The sequence below is a fragment of the Planococcus sp. TJ-302 genome, assembly GCF_058268455.1.
Window position 1 is genome coordinate 78,787 of record NZ_JBZDOI010000003.1, and the last position, 14,297, is coordinate 93,083.

The 14,297-nt window shown below is 47.6% G+C and carries 16 protein-coding genes; 12 read left to right on the forward strand and 4 right to left on the reverse strand.

Annotation, left to right across the window (positions count from 1 at the left end):
- Positions 1-10: 10 nt before the first annotated feature.
- From AC4EHB_RS13235 to hxlA, 8 genes are all read left to right on the forward strand, one after another.
- Positions 11-1,015: a TRAP transporter substrate-binding protein gene (locus AC4EHB_RS13235; protein WP_490976284.1), complete on the forward strand. Its 1,005-nt coding sequence runs from the start codon at positions 11-13 to the stop codon at positions 1,013-1,015.
- Between the two features lie 66 nt (positions 1,016-1,081).
- Positions 1,082-1,579: a TRAP transporter small permease gene (locus tag AC4EHB_RS13240; protein ID WP_490976283.1), complete on the forward strand. Its 498-nt coding sequence runs from the start codon at positions 1,082-1,084 to the stop codon at positions 1,577-1,579.
- Entirely contained in the window at positions 1,579-2,850 is a 1,272-nt protein-coding gene (locus tag AC4EHB_RS13245) for a TRAP transporter large permease (protein WP_490976282.1), read from the forward strand. Before AC4EHB_RS13240 ends, AC4EHB_RS13245 begins: the two co-directional genes overlap by 1 nt.
- Before the next feature lie 11 nt (positions 2,851-2,861).
- A complete protein-coding gene (locus tag AC4EHB_RS13250) occupies positions 2,862-3,881 on the forward strand; it encodes a zinc-binding alcohol dehydrogenase family protein (RefSeq protein WP_490976281.1) in 1,020 nt (339 codons plus the stop codon).
- 11 nt (positions 3,882-3,892) lie between these two features.
- Entirely contained in the window at positions 3,893-4,513 is a 621-nt protein-coding gene (locus tag AC4EHB_RS13255; protein WP_490981808.1) for a bifunctional 2-keto-4-hydroxyglutarate aldolase/2-keto-3-deoxy-6-phosphogluconate aldolase, read from the forward strand.
- Between the two features lie 13 nt (positions 4,514-4,526).
- Positions 4,527-5,585, forward strand: coding sequence for a mannonate dehydratase (gene uxuA / locus AC4EHB_RS13260; protein ID WP_490981809.1), 1,059 nt, complete (start codon positions 4,527-4,529; stop codon positions 5,583-5,585).
- A gap of 11 nt (positions 5,586-5,596) precedes the next feature.
- Complete coding sequence (locus AC4EHB_RS13265) at positions 5,597-6,433, forward strand: SDR family oxidoreductase (RefSeq protein WP_490981810.1); 837 nt, start codon at positions 5,597-5,599, stop codon at positions 6,431-6,433.
- Positions 6,434-6,483: 50 nt separating this feature from the next.
- Positions 6,484-7,116 (forward strand): 3-hexulose-6-phosphate synthase, encoded by a 633-nt coding sequence (gene hxlA / locus AC4EHB_RS13270; RefSeq protein WP_490981811.1) that lies wholly within the window; start codon positions 6,484-6,486, stop codon positions 7,114-7,116.
- 69 nt (positions 7,117-7,185) lie between these two features.
- On the opposite strand, the gene AC4EHB_RS13275 is transcribed toward hxlA, so the two are convergent.
- Genes AC4EHB_RS13275 through AC4EHB_RS13285 form a run of 3 tightly spaced genes read right to left on the reverse strand, consistent with a single transcriptional unit; the run spans position 7,186 to position 9,609 of the window.
- On the reverse strand, positions 7,186-7,761 hold the full coding sequence (locus AC4EHB_RS13275) for a 5' nucleotidase, NT5C type (RefSeq protein ID WP_490976276.1): 576 nt from the start codon (positions 7,759-7,761) through the stop codon (positions 7,186-7,188).
- Positions 7,758-8,861, reverse strand: coding sequence for a bifunctional diaminohydroxyphosphoribosylaminopyrimidine deaminase/5-amino-6-(5-phosphoribosylamino)uracil reductase RibD (gene ribD, locus AC4EHB_RS13280; RefSeq protein ID WP_490976275.1), 1,104 nt, complete (start codon positions 8,859-8,861; stop codon positions 7,758-7,760). Before ribD ends, AC4EHB_RS13275 begins: the two co-directional genes overlap by 4 nt.
- Positions 8,848-9,609: a GTP cyclohydrolase II gene (locus AC4EHB_RS13285; RefSeq protein WP_490976274.1), complete on the reverse strand. Its 762-nt coding sequence runs from the start codon at positions 9,607-9,609 to the stop codon at positions 8,848-8,850. The genes ribD and AC4EHB_RS13285 overlap by 14 nt, the downstream gene beginning before the upstream one ends.
- 265 nt (positions 9,610-9,874) lie before the next feature.
- On the opposite strand from AC4EHB_RS13285, the gene AC4EHB_RS13290 reads away from it, so the two are divergent.
- The 3 genes from AC4EHB_RS13290 to AC4EHB_RS13300 all read left to right on the forward strand — a co-directional run bounded on the left by AC4EHB_RS13290 (position 9,875) and on the right by AC4EHB_RS13300 (position 11,906).
- On the forward strand, positions 9,875-10,366 hold the full coding sequence (locus AC4EHB_RS13290; RefSeq protein ID WP_490976273.1) for a ferritin: 492 nt from the start codon (positions 9,875-9,877) through the stop codon (positions 10,364-10,366).
- Positions 10,367-10,428: 62 nt separating this feature from the next.
- Positions 10,429-11,160, forward strand: coding sequence for an ABC transporter ATP-binding protein (locus AC4EHB_RS13295; protein ID WP_490981812.1), 732 nt, complete (start codon positions 10,429-10,431; stop codon positions 11,158-11,160).
- Positions 11,157-11,906, forward strand: a complete 750-nt coding sequence (locus AC4EHB_RS13300; RefSeq protein ID WP_490976271.1) for an ABC transporter permease — start codon at positions 11,157-11,159, stop codon at positions 11,904-11,906. The genes AC4EHB_RS13295 and AC4EHB_RS13300 overlap by 4 nt, the downstream gene beginning before the upstream one ends.
- Before the next feature lie 73 nt (positions 11,907-11,979).
- Here the strand turns inward: AC4EHB_RS13300 and AC4EHB_RS13305 are convergent, their stop codons facing one another.
- Entirely contained in the window at positions 11,980-13,059 is a 1,080-nt protein-coding gene (locus AC4EHB_RS13305; protein WP_490981813.1) for a saccharopine dehydrogenase family protein, read from the reverse strand.
- Between the two features lie 227 nt (positions 13,060-13,286).
- Between AC4EHB_RS13305 and AC4EHB_RS13310 the strand changes: the two genes are divergently transcribed.
- A complete protein-coding gene (locus AC4EHB_RS13310) occupies positions 13,287-14,282 on the forward strand; it encodes a S8 family peptidase (protein WP_490976269.1) in 996 nt (331 codons plus the stop codon).
- The last annotated feature ends 15 nt before the right edge of the window (positions 14,283-14,297 follow it).

Genomic DNA, 14,297 nt, shown 5'->3' on the forward strand with positions numbered 1-14,297 from the left:
GGAGAATAACATGAAGAAAAAATGGTTAACAGGAATTTGCGCATCGGTTTTAGTTTTGGGTGCATGCAGTTCAGATAATGCAAGCGAAGGCGGAGGCGAATCAGCTTCAGGCGAAACAATTGAATGGCGATTTGGTCACTTGGCAGATGAAAACCACATCTGGCACAAAACTGCACAGAAATTCGAAGAACTAGTAGAAGAAAATTCCGATGGGCAGATGGAAATCACGATTTATCCGAACAACTCGTTGGGCGGAGAAACAGATACGATCAACTCGATTCAAGCAGGAACTGCCGATATGGTAATTTCAGGTGAAACCTTGCAAAATTGGGCACCGAATGCGGCTTTGATGGCTGTGCCTTATGCATTCCGGGATCTTGAACACGTCCAAACTGTTGTAGAAGGTGAAATCGGAGAGCAGATCAAACAAGAAATCAGCGATGAAGCAGGCTTGACGGCGCTTTACTACCACACACGTGCGCCGCGGAACTTAACTTCAAGTGAACCGATCAAAACTCCAGAAGACCTAAAAGGATTCAGCATGCGGGTACCAAACGTTCCATTGTTCTTGGATGTTTGGCAAGCAGCAGGCGCGTCTCCACAGGTAATGGACTTTAATGAAGTATTCACTGGCTTGCAGCAAGGGGTAATCGACGGACAGGAAAATCCAGTTGACTTGATCCAAAGCGGTGGATTGGCGGAAGTTCAGGATTACGTGAATCGCACAGAGCACGTATATTCATGGATTTACATTCTGGTGGGCAACGAGCAATACAATGCACTTTCTGATGACTTGAAACAAGTCGTACAAGATGCCGCTACAGAAGCGCAGGCTTTGGGCGAGGAATTGTATGAATCTGAAATTTCCACAATTGAGCAGGAATTGGTGGATGCAGGTATGGAGTTCGTAGATGTTGACCAAGATGCGTTCCGTGAAGCGATGACGCCTGCGGTTGAATCTTCTTTAACACCTGAACAATTGGAGTTGTACGAACAGATCCTAGCTGCAGAATAACATGGGCATAAGGCACTTTTAGCCATCTGGCTAAATGTGCCTTTCCATTAGGGAAGGATGAATCGGATGTCGATGTTTCGAAAATTAATCGATGGAACGCTTGCTTTTTTAACAATAGCCAGCTTCGCGGGGGTCATCATAATTGTTACTGTTCAAATCATTTCACGTTTCGCTCCATTTTCATTTATTTGGACAGAAGAGTTGACGCGTTATTTATTCCTATACGGCATTGCTTTTGGTGCACCGTTGGCTTTGATGCGAAACGAATTCATCAATGTGGATATGATTCTTAATAAAATGTCGGATAACTTCCGAAGGTATTATGAAGTGGCGATTTATTTAACGATTATCCTATTAAGCTTAATCATGGTGAAAGAGGGATACAGTTTCACGATGCTTGGGCAAAACCAACGGTCGGCAACTATGCCATTCCAAATGTCGGTAATCCATGCATCGCTGCTAATTATGTCTGTATTTTTAGTGTTCTATGCAGTGTTGAAAATTATCGATCTGGTGAAAAACAAGCAAGATTACAGCCAGAACTACGGAGGCGATGATTACTAATGGCTACTCTGTTATTTGTATCGTTTATAGTACTTATCTTTTTAGGGGTTCCAGTTGCGTTTAGCTTGGGGCTTGCATCGTTGCTTTACCTTTTCCTTGCCGAAATTCCGCTCAATATCATTCCGCAAAGAATGTTCGGCGGTTTGAATTCATTTGTTCTTCTTTGTATCCCAGGTTTCATCCTGGCGGGGAACTTGATGAATGCAGGCGGTATCACCGAACGCATCATTAAATTTGCCAACGATTTGTTTGGCCATATCCGTGGAGGATTAGGGCTCGCAAACGTCGGAGCTTCCATGGGTTTTGCAGGGATTTCAGGAACGGCTTTAGCTGATACAGCAAGCATCGGATCGATATTAATCCCAGCGATGAAAAAAGAAGGGTACGGCGCTGGGTTTTCCGCAGCGGTTACTGCTTCTTCATCTACTGTAGGACCGATTATCCCGCCTTCTTTGCCGATGATTATTGTCGGAACACTTGCTTCGTTATCAATTGGAGATTTGTTTTTGGCAGGAGCGGTCCCGGGAATTCTTCTAGGTCTTGGGCTAATGATTCCAACGTATATCATTTCCGTTAAACGGAACTATCCAAAAGGTGAACGCCAATCAGCAAAAGCGATTGGGAAAAGTTTCGTTGGCGCTTTTTGGGCACTTCTGATGACAGTCATCATCCTATACGGAATTTTAGGCGGCTTCTTTACGCCGACAGAAGCTTCCATTATTGCAGTGCTTTACGCTTTTGTCATCGGCATTTTCGTTTATAAAGAGCTGCCGATCAAAAAAATTCCGGAAATCATGCTGTCCTCGATGACAGCAACAGCTTCGATCATGCTTCTTGTTGGATTCGCGAATTTATTCGGCTGGATTATGGTGCGTGAACAAATTCCACAATTGGTGGCAGAATCCATCCTTGGCATTTCAACAAATGCTATTATCGTCATCTTGTTGATCAATTTGCTGTTATTGTTTGTCGGAACGTTCATGGAGACGATTGCAGCGCTTGTCATCTTGTTCCCGGTATTGCTTCCGGTGGCTTTGACAGTTGGCATGGATCCAATCCAATTCGGGGTTATGATGGTGTTGAACTTGGTCATCGGGCTTGTAACTCCGCCAGTCGGCGTTTGTCTCTTTGTCGCTTCGCAGATCGGAAAAGTTTCTATCGGGAAGACGGCGCGCGAGCTTGTTCCATTCATTGGTGTAAGTCTTATAGTCTTGATGCTGGTTGCCTTCGTACCACAAATTACATTGTTCTTACCAAGTCTATTTGAATAGGTGGTTATATGATGAAAGCAGTACAAGTACCAAAAGCGCATGAATTACGGATCATAGAACAGGAACGTCCCACGGTCCAGAAAGCTGACGACGTCTTAATAAAAATCAAACGTGTCGGAATTTGCGGCTCGGATATGCATATTTACCACGGCACCAATCCTTTGGCAACATACCCGCGCATCGTCGGCCATGAAGTGGCCGGCGAAGTAGCGGAAGTGGGCAGTGCAGTGAAAGGGCTTCAGCCAGGCGATCATGTAGTGGTCGAACCGATCAATTATTGCGGCGAGTGCTATGCTTGCCGTAAAGGCCGCCCGAATGTCTGTGAGAAACTGTCTGTCTTCGGGGTTCACGAAGACGGCGGTATGCGCGAATATGTAGTTTTACCGGAAAAACAGCTCCATGCGGTAAATAAAGACTTAAGTTGGGATGAAATCGTTTTAGCTGAACCCTATACAATCGGCGCGCAGGCTGTCTGGCGCGGAAATGTCGAAGCGGAGGATACTGTACTCATCCAAGGCTGTGGACCCATCGGCATTTGTATTTTAAAGCTGGCAAAAATTGCCGGAGCTAAAGTCTATATGACTGATTTGAGTGAAGAGCGTATGGCTTTCGCTAAAAAAAGCGGCGCGGACGAAGTAATCAACGCCGGTAAAGTGTCTGTAAAAGACCGCATATTGGAGCTGACGAATGGAGAAGGCCCGAATGTGGTCATTGATGCAGTAGGCATGCCGGCAACAGTGGAGTTAAGCATTGACTTGGTTTCCCCTGCAGGGTATGTAGTCGTTCTCGGTTTTGATGAACGGCCATCTTCTATTCCGCAATTGCCCATTACGAAAAAGGAAATCACGATTGTCGGTTCAAGACTCCAAACAAACCAGTTTGGCAAAATAGTGGATTTGCTGAATAGTGGAGCGCTTCAATCCGATGGCCTCATTACTCACAAATTTGCGTTGGATGATGTGCAGGAAGCTTTCAGTTTCGTTGAAAACAATCCGGACAAAGTGCGTAAAGCATTAATTGTCTTTGAATGAGGAGCAGTGACATGATTCCAAAAATGGAGATTTATCAGCAATTGCTCGATTCGAAAGTAGTGGCAGTGATCCGCGGGAAAGATGCAGAAGAAGCGATTGCAGTTGCAGAAGCTGCAGTTGCAGGAGGGTTGCGGGCGGTTGAATTGACCTACACCACGCCGAATGTCGCCAAAGTGTTCGAACAATTAAGCAATTCACAAGCGCTTGTCGGCGCCGGAACTGTTTTAGACGCCGAAACAGCACGCCATGCTTTATTGCACGGTGCGAAATTCGTCGTCAGCCCACACTTCGATGCGGATATTGCCGCCACATGCAACCGCTATAATGTACCGTACCTTCCGGGGTGCATGACCATCAAAGAGATGGTACAAGCTTCAGAAGCAGGTTGCGATATTTTGAAACTGTTCCCGGCCAACGGGTTTGAACCTTCGTTCATCGGCTCTGTCAACGGGCCATTGCCGAATGTGCGGATTATGCCGACTGGCGGCATCAATATCAACAATATGAATGCCTGGCTTGATGCTGGGGCGGTGGCTGTCGGAATCGGCAGCGATTTGACAAAAGCCTACCGTTCTTCCGGCAAAGAAGCAGTGGTTCAGTTGGTTAAAGACTATCTCGGAAAATTAGCATAAAAGGAGGATTTCTATGAATATGACGTTCCGCTGGTATGGACGCGGCAATGACAGTGTCCAATTAGAGCAAATCAAGCAAATTCCAGGAACCAAAGGGATTGTATGGGCACTCCACCATAAACCCGCTGGAGAAGTATGGAGCAAAGAAGAAATTCAATCCGAAATCGAGTACATCAAATCATTCGGCTTCCACGCAGATGTCGTCGAAAGCGTCAATGTGCATGAATCCATCAAACTCGGCGACGCTGAGAGAGACCGCTTTATCGAAAACTACAAAGAAACGATCCGCAATCTGGGAGAAGCGGGAGTGAAAGTCATCTGCTACAATTTCATGCCGATTTTCGACTGGACGCGTACTTCTCTCTACCATCCGCTGCCTGACGGTTCGACAGCGTTGTTCTTGGAAAAGCAGAAGATCGAATCTTTAGATCCAGCCGAATTGATCGAAACGGTGGCTTCTGCCTCGGATCTGACATTGCCAGGCTGGGAACCGGAAAAAATGGCACGGATCCAGGAATTGTTTACTGCCTATGAAGGCGTGGATGAAGAAAAATTATGGGGAAATCTCGAGTATTTCCTAAAAGCGATACTGCCTACAGCAGAAGCAAGCGGGATTCAAATGGCGATCCATCCGGATGACCCACCATGGTCGATCTTCGGGCTGCCACGCATCATGACCGGCGAGAGGAGCTGGGAACGGCTGATTTCGATTTCGGATTCTCCGTCAAATGGGATTACGTTCTGCACGGGTTCTATGGGTGCAAACCCCGAGAACGACATGGTGGATTTGGCTTCGAAATTTGCGAAGCATTCGCCTTTTGCCCATCTGCGCAATGTGAAAATATTCGAAAACGGGGATTTCATCGAAACTTCCCACTATACACAAGACGGCTCGATCGACTTGAATGGCGTTGTCAAACAGCTGTCGGACCAGAACTACACTGGCTATGCACGACCTGACCATGGACGCCATATTTGGAACGAAGAATGCCGGCCGGGCTACGGGCTTTATGACCGTGCCCTAGGCATCATGTATTTGTTAGGGTTATGGGATGCACATCAATCAAAATAAAGGAGGACGCTATGTTTTCTTCTCATGAAAATCTCAACGGGCGAACAGCCGTCATTACAGGAGGCAGCGGAGTCTTGTGTTCTGAAATGGCGCGCCAGTTGGCAGCCCAAGGCGTAAAAGTCGCCGTCTTGAACCGGACGGCTGAAAAAGGGCAAGTTGTTGCTGAGGAAATCCGTGCCAGTGGCGGCGAAGCGATTGCTGTTGCAGCGGATGTGCTCGACCGCGCTTCTTTGGAGAAGGCGAAAGAACAGATTCTAGAAGCCTTCGGCCGCATAGACATCCTGATTAACGGCGCGGGTGGAAACCACCCAGATGCCATCACGGATATAGAAATACACGAGGAAGATGTACAAGGAAAGACGTTCTTCGATTTGCAGGAAGACGGTTTCTCCGGTGTATTTGCCAGCAACTTCACAGGCACTTTCCTCGCGAGCCAAGTATTCGGCAAGGAACTGCTGAAGCAGGAAGCTCCAGTGATTTTGAATATCTCTTCGATGAGTGCGTATTCACCGATGACAAAAGTTCCAGCTTACAGTGCAGCGAAATCAGCCATTAATAATTTCACGATGTGGATGGCTGTCCACTTTGCTGAGCAGAACCTCCGGGTCAATGCAATCGCGCCAGGATTTTTTCTGACATCGCAAAATAAGGATTTGCTGACGAATGCGGATGGCTCGCTGACTCCGCGTTCGGGGAAAATCATGAACAGTACACCAATGAAACGCTTCGGTAAACCAGTCGAGTTGGTGGGCACCATGCTCTGGCTCCTTGATGAAAATTACTCGGGATTCGTTACGGGCATTACGGTACCTGTAGATGGTGGATTTCTGGCGTATTCAGGAGTATAACAAAAAACCACATTCTTATGGATGTGGTTTTTTCTATAAGGAGGATAAAGATGAAAATCCAGCTTGCCCTGGACCGTTTGCCGAAAGAAGAATGTTTTCGGCTGGTCGGGGAAACTTATGAATTTGTTGATCTGATTGAAATTGGAACAGGGGTCATTAAAGAATATGGGCTGGACATTGTTCGGCAAATGAAGCACTTATATCCGGAGAAAGTGCTGCTTGCCGATATGAAAACCTGCGATGCAGGAAAAAGTGAAGCTATACAAGCATTCAGCGCCGGAGCGGATATTGTAACCGTCATGGGGTTTGCCGGTGACGCAACGGTCCGCGGCGCTTTGGAAGCGGCCAAACAGTACCGGAAAGCTGTCATGATCGATTTATTGGAAATTCAAGACCCTGCAAGAGTGAAGAAGCTAAGGGATTTGGGTGCCGACTTGTTTTGCGTCCACATCGGGAAAGACAGCCAGAAACAAGGGCGGGCTGCCGGAGCAGCGTCTTTGGGTCTGGTGTCCGGCGTGCCTTTAGCCAGAATCGCTGTAGCCGGTGGATTGGACAAAAATGCTGTAAAGGAGCTGCTCAGCAGTTCCGTTGAAATAGCGATCGTCGGCAGGGCCATCACTGGCAGCGAGAATCCGAGAGAAGCGGCTCGACAGATCCGGGAGATCGTTGATTCTGCAACATGACGTTGAGCCATTCAAAAAATAAGACCAGCCGGAAAATCTTCCGGCTGGTCTTATTGATTCTTGAACGCTTTACGATTTCGTTTTGCTTTCAATCAATTGTTCAAATTCATTCCACTCTTTAATGCGCGGATGTTCCAAGTGGCGATTATAAGACTGGTCCTTCATCACTACCGTCAGCGATTCGCGCGTTAAATGTTCAACAACCGCAGGCTTGTCGTCAAAATAATAATCGAGTTCGAGCTCTTCAATGATGTGCACTTTTTCAGCATCTTTCATTCCGCAGTAAAAACGGGCGTCTGCCACCGGAAAGCCCTGCTGTTTCATCCAAGCTTTTGTGCGTTCTGCATGTTTTCCAGGGCGGGCAGTCAAGTAAAAGATTTCATGCCCTTGGCGTTCCAGTTTTTGAAGCAGTTCAATCGCTCCCGGGTAAATCGGACATTCCGTATAATACAATTCCTCCAACACGCTATTCCACATATGATGCCCTTCTTCATCGGTCATACCGAAGAGGCTGTGGATTTCCACCCGATCCAGCTGATGGAAATGTGATGCCTGGACTTTCTGGCCAAGTTTTTCCTGGTAAATTCCGAAAGCGTACCCCCGTAAATTGATCAATGTATCATCTATGTCAAATCCGAATTTCATGATGTCTGCCCCTTTTTGACAGGATAGCCTGTAAACTTAAAGTCTTTCCCGATTTTAACAAATTCGCCGCGTTCCAATTCAACGGCGTCTTTCATCAAATCATGGCCCATGCCTTCGATGAAAGTAGGCGCCTGTTTGCCGCCGATTAGCTTCGGTGCAAAGTAGAAGACCGTCTTGTCCACTAAGCCCGCTTCAAGAAATGCCGCGTTGATTGTACCGCCGCCTTCAATAAATAATGAAGAAATGGATTTTTCGCCCAGAATGCGGACGACATCGCGGACGTCGACTTGTTTCACGCCGCTGGTTTCAAAGACGGAAATTCCAAGCTGTTCCAATGCTGCTTTTTTCTCGGAATCGACTTTTTGGGCACTGAAAATCCATGTCTCAGCAAGTCCGTCCGTAATGATTTTCGAGTCGAGGGAAATCCTCAGCGACGAATCCAGGACAATCCGGAGCGGGTTGCGGCCATCCGGTATGCGCGCCGTCAGTTCAGGATCATCTTCGACGACAGTTCCGACACCGACAAGGATCGCTTGGTTTTCGCTCCGAAGCTGATGGACATCCAGCCGCGCTTCTTCTGATGTAATCCATTTTGAATCGAGCGAGCGGGTAGCGATTTTGCCGTCTAAGGTCGAAGCAGCCTTTAATGTGACAAATGGTCTTTTTTCGGTGATGAAGAGATTGAAAACTTCATTCATCTGGCGCGCTTCTTCTTCGCATACACCGACGACTACTTTGATTCCTGCTTTTTCGAGTATCTCCACGCCGTTGCCTGAAACCAAAGGATTCGGGTCCAGCGTAGCAATCACGACTTTTTTCAAGCCGGCGTTTACGATTGCTTCCGCGCAAGGCCCGGTGCGGCCGTGATGTGAACAAGGTTCCAAGGTGACGTAGATGGTGCCGCCGTATGCGGCATCCCCGGCCATGCGAAGCGCATGAATTTCGGCATGCGGTTCACCCGCTTTCAGATGAGCGCCGATTCCGACAACCCGGCCGCCGTTGACGATGACCGATCCGACGAGCGGATTCGGTTCTGTCTGGCCTTTCATTGTCTTGGCATTGTTGATGGCAAGCGCCATGTAAAAATCATCTTGCGGCATGTGCCTCGTCCTCCAGTTCTTCCAAATGCCCGGAGCGGTTGATTTTTGTCTGCAGGTATTTCTCGTTGTATTCCGATTTGTCACCCCAAAGAGCCACTCTTCCAGCAATCGCCAGATCGGAATTTTCAAGCGCAGATACTTTTTTCGGGTTATTAGTCATCAAGGTAACAGCTTTCGTGCGCAATTGCTTTAATACGGCAATGGCGTCTTCGTAATTCCGGGAATCATCGACAAAGCCCAAGCTTTCATTCGCTTCGACTGTATCGTAGCCGTTCTCCTGCAGGACATACGCCATCGCCTTGCTGAACAGGCCGATGCCGCGCCCTTCGTGGTTAGCAAGGTAGAACAAGGCACCCGAACCGTGGTCGATGATTTGCTGCATCGATTGCTTCAGCTGGAAGCCGCAGTCACAGCGTTTACTGCCGAAAATATCGCCGGTGTGGCAAATCGAATGCATGCGTATTAGCGCCTCTTCACTGTTTTTAAAATCGCCGTGGACAAGCACACTCGACTGTTGATATTCAGCCAAGTTCGAAGAAGATAATTTTTCAATGATACTGCCATAATCCTCTGTCACTTCATCGTGCTTTAGCCAGCTATACCACTGGAATTCCACGGTCGCTCCATTAAGGCTCACAGGCAGGCGGATCGGGCCTACCAAGTAAATCGCTTCGCCGTCCATTTTGATCAATTGGATTTTATCTTTTAATACCGAAAATACTGCCGGTTCAAGTTTCATCGCCGTCATCGGATTTCCCCCTTTACATACGTTTCTTTTCATCTAACGGTTATTATACTCTAACTACTTACTAAAAGTAAGTTATAAGTGTTGTTTTTATTCTATTTTTCTTCAAATGATAATTATTATCGTTAGTATTATGAAGAAAGACAATTTAAATGATTAAAATTCTCATTTAACTTAATAAATTCTCATTAGCTTGGCAGAGAGGATTGGGGTGTGTTATATTATCTATATTAGAATGATTATAAATAAGGAAGAGGAGGAATTAATCATGTTACCAGCAAAATTGACTTTGGCTTTAAATGACCAATTCAATAACGAATTACAGGCGGCGCATGCATATACGGCCATGGCGGCTTATTTTTCGAAAAAAGGGTACCACGGATTCGCCAATTTCTATTTAGTTCAATCACAGGAAGAACATCAACATGCGATGAAATTTTACCATTATTTAACGGCGATGGATGAAAAGCCAGTCCTTCAAGCCTTGCATGAACCTAAAAACCATTTCGAAGACGCACTGGACGTATTGGAAAGTTCTCTTGCACAGGAAAAAGACGTCACCAGCAATATTTACGCGCTCGTCACCCTTGCAAATGAACTTCAAGAACACGCGTCTCTATCGTTTTTGGATTGGTTCATCGAAGAACAGATGGAGGAAGAAAAAACCTTCCGGGACATCATCATCCGCATGAAGCATATTGAAGAAGGCGGAGAGTATTTCCTGAAAATGGACGACGAATTCGCTGAACGGGAATTGTAAGCGCAGCGCGGCGGTACACATCAATTTGTGTGCCGCTTCATTTTGAAAAGGAAGTGATTTGCATGACAATCGACTACCAGCCGGCTGTCCATTTTAATCATGTCGGATTTAGCATTGGGGATTTCCACATTTTAAAAGGGATAACCGGATCATTTCCTGAAGGAAAAATAACGACGCTGGTTGGGCCTTCTGGCGCCGGAAAGACGACTTTGCTGAAACTATGCAATGGCCTGTTATCACCGGACGAAGGCGAACTGTACATTAAAGGTGAAGCGGTCAACCAGTACAATCCAGTAGATTTGCGGCGCTTGGTAGGTATCGCGCTGCAAAGTGCGCCGATGGTCAGCGGCACTGTCTACGATAATTTGAGTTTGCCATTGGATTTGCAGAACCAGAAATTGCCCGTCGAGGAGGCGGAAGCGTTGCTGGAAGACGTCGGGCTGGCAAAAGATTTGCTGAACCGCAATGTGAAAGACCTATCGGGCGGACAACGCCAGAAAGTGTCGATTGCCAGAACGCTTGTCAACAAACCCAAGGTGCTGCTGCTGGATGAAATCACTTCATCGCTGGACCGCACTTCATTGAAGGAAATAGAGGAATTGATCGTGAAAATAAATGATAAATACGGCACCACCATCATATGGATCACGCATAACCTGCAACAGGCACTCGAAATCGGAGATTACACATGGGTGATGATGGACGGCGAAGTCATTGAAACCGGAGAAAGCGAATTATTGAACGACCCGCATAATGAAAAAGTCAGGCGTTTTGTGAAGGGGGAAGCGAGATGAGTTATTTCACGTTATCTTTAACGCTGATTTTTGTGCTGATCCCGCTGATCTTATCAAAAACCTTTAAATTGGGTTTGGAAAAAGATACGATGGTTGCCACAGTGCGTTCAATCATTCAATTGCTGGCCGTCGGCTATGTCTTGAAATTTGTCTTCGATTCTAGCAGCTTGATCTATGTTTTTCTGATGGTCACGCTAATGATCGTTGCAGCCACCCATAATGCACAGAAAAAAGGGGCTTCGATCCAAGGCATTACGCTGAAGGTTGCCGCTACGCTAGTGTTTGTGGAAGTGTTGACGCAAGGAATCCTTATCGGTTTTAATATTACCCCGCCTACGGCCCAGTACATTATCCCAATCAGCGGCATGGTCATCGGGAACTCGATGGTGCTGTCGATTCTCTTCCTTAACCGCTTTACGGCAGAAGTGGAATCGCATCAAGACCAGACAGAATTAATCCTGTCACTTGGCGGAACGCCGAAACAGGCGATCCACAGGCAGTTGATCCGATCGATCAAAGCCAGCATGATCCCGACGATTGAAAGCCAAAAGACTGTCGGGCTCGTCCAGCTGCCCGGAATGATGAGCGGGCAAATCATTGCAGGGGCAGATCCGATTCAAGCCGTCCAATTCCAGCTATTGATTATGTTCTTATTGTTGACGACCGCATCCGTGACAAGCATCATGCTTGGTTTCCTGTCTTATCCGACATTATTCAATAAACGAATGCAGATTTTAAAAAGCTGATCATACAAAGCCGAACAGACCATAGGCGTGCCCTTAAACTTGGGCATCGCCTATGGTCTGTTTTTTGTGCACATCAGTTTTTATTTGTTGGAGAAGGGTAGAACGTATCAATCTCAAATTTCCCAGAACCGGGAAGAGCTTCTATGAGCTGCGAGCCGAATAAGCGGGCTGGAGTCGAGCTGCCGGCAGGGAAGTTGCCGTTCAATAGGCGTCCCGCCGTTTCTAAAGCGCCATAGACGGTCAGGTCATAAACATTCGCTACTTGGATGCGCACGGATTTCCGGATGCCTGCCGCATTGGATGCTTCGCCCCATATAAAAGCGGGCGAATTTTTGCGCAGCGTTTCGTCAGGGCCGCTGACGTTTTGTTCAACCCAAGCGCTGAGTTTTTGCTGCACCGGACCTGATGCGAGTACAGGGCGCAAGACGTTTGACAGGCGTGCGCCGAAAACGGCTGCCCGCGGCATTGGAATCCATGTCGAAATATCTGGGATTCCGGTTGTATAAAAGGCTGTGGCGACATCGCCCCAAGGAATCCCAATGGCAGACTTGGTGCCCCTTCCAAAGTCGATCCGGCGATGCTGGCTGCCAAGAGGCACAGCGGTAAGACGTCCGTTCCGGCGCACAGCGCTGCCAGAACCAAGGCCCCGGACGGCGGTTTTATAGGTGCCTGGAGATATGCCGGAATCCGAGTCGAAGCCCAGTGCCAGCTGCGTGGCGTCCGGCAGGATTTCTTTCAGTTTCAAAGCGGTGCAGTCTGTCGGGATGACATCGAAGCCAACCCCGGAACAAAGGATGACGCCAGCAGCAATGGCCCGTTCGTGTTGGGCATGTGTATGTTCAAAGACGGGGATTTCCCCGGTAATATCCAAGTAATGAGCGCCTGACGCCAGACAAGCTTCGATCATCGGTTTGCTCGTTTCGCTGAAAGGCCCTGCACAATGCAGCACGAGATCGATGTTCTGCAAATGTTCATGGGCACTGCCGTCCAAAGGGAAGGTTCGTGTTTCCAACTGGAATTGTGCAGCCAATGCTACCAGTTTTTCAGCATTGCGCCCAGCAATCACGGGATGCAGCCCCCGGCGCACCGCTTCCTGCACAATCAGCTCGCCTGTGTAGCCATATGCACCATAAATCAGCCATTTTCCATTCATTTTAAAACCCCCTCTTTCTTTAACTATTCTTTCCGAGGGGCTAAAAAACCTTTTTGGCAGCCTGTCTATGCAGCCTGCAAAAATACTGCAGAAATGTTTCCCGGGAAATAAAAAGGGGATTTCAAGGAAAAATAGAACAGAACTAAGAGCAAGAGAAAGTAGATTTAGAAGCAGCGGACAGGCGGACAGGTAGCAGCATTAGAATGAATGAAAAAGGAGGCGCTTTTATGCATGATATTCATTTGATCCCTTTTCGGGTGGAAGCAATCGTTTCAGCAGCCCCGCAAATTCCAGAAGGTGTGCGGATGATCCAAGCACCTGCGGTTTGGGAACAGGCCAAGCACGGCAAAGGTACGGTTGTAGCGATATTGGACACGGGATGCCAACCGGACCATCCCGATCTTCAGGGAAGGATCATCAGCGGCCGGAACTTCACTGCTGACTTTAATAGCGATGTTAATGACTTTTCTGATAATAATGGCCACGGAACCCACGTAGCAGGTACAGTTGCCGCATCCTTGAGCCCTAATGGAAAAATCGTGGGAGTTGCCCCGGAAACACAGCTGCTGATTCTTAAAGTGCTGAATGGTGAAGGGTCAGGGGATTACGCAGGCATCATCAGCGGCATCCATTATGCTATTGACTGGCGCGGACCGAATGGCGAAAAAACAACGGTCATTTCGATGTCGCTTGGTGGACCAGATAACGTCCCAGAACTTCACGATGCTGTGAAAAGAGCGGTCGACAATGGCATTCCAATTGTCTGTGCCGCTGGCAACGAAGGAGACGATAGCCACTCGACCGATGAATTCGCTTATCCCGGTGCCTATGGCGAAGTCATTCAAGTCGGGGCAGTCGACTTCAGCCGAAAAATAGCTCCTTTCAGCAATACGAACAACGAAATCGATATTGTTGCACCGGGCATCAACATCTACTCTGCTTATCCTGGCAGCCAATATGCGACATTATCAGGGACTTCGATGGCGACGCCCCATATTTCTGGCGCATTGGTCTTGATCAAGAACATTGCAGAAATGGAATTTGCGCGTGAGCTGACGGAAGCGGAATTATACGCTCAGCTCGTACGCCGCACAGTGCCGCTCGGCTATCCGAAGACAGCGGAAGGAAACGGCTTGCTGGCATTGGACATCCTGAGCAAATTTGAACAATTGTTCAAACTGTTCAATTCCTCGTTCGGCCAAGAAAACCAGCGCGAAAATTAAGGCGCAGCAAAAGCG